The 463-nt window shown below is 51.2% G+C and carries 1 pseudogene; it reads left to right on the top strand.

The features are described 5' to 3' along the window. Positions 1–389 (top strand): annotated as a pseudogene (locus ACTHUM_RS19440) (type VI secretion system ATPase TssH); the annotation flags it as partial. Positions 390–463 lie beyond the last annotated feature (74 nt).

Here is a 463-nt window from a genome sequence, read left to right as displayed (position 1 = left end):
TGCACGGCATAGGCGCGACTACTTTGGACGAATATCGTCAGTACATCTAGAAAGATGCGGCACTCGAACGCCGCTTCCAAAAAGTATTGGTCGGCGAGCCCAGCGGGGAAGACACCATCGCTATTTTGCGCGGTTTGCAAGAGCGTTATGAAATCCACCACGGTATCGATATTACCGACCCTGCTATCGTTGCCGCAGCGGAGTTGAGCGACCGTTATATTACCGACCACTTCCTGCCTGATAAAGCGATTGATTTGATCGACGAAGCAGCCAGCCGCATCAAAATGGAGCTGGATAGCAAACCTGAGCACATGGATAAACTTGACCGTCGCATTATCCAGCTCACAATGGAAAAAATGCACGTTGCCACAGAAAGCGATGACGCAAGCAACTGTCTATTATACACATCCCCGAGCCCCCGCGACCCAGCCTGATCCTATGTGTTTGCCTGCTTGTGCCATTA

The sequence above is a fragment of the Neisseria sp. P0021.S006 genome (assembly GCF_051956895.1).
This window is presented reverse-complemented; position numbering and strand designations above follow the sequence as displayed.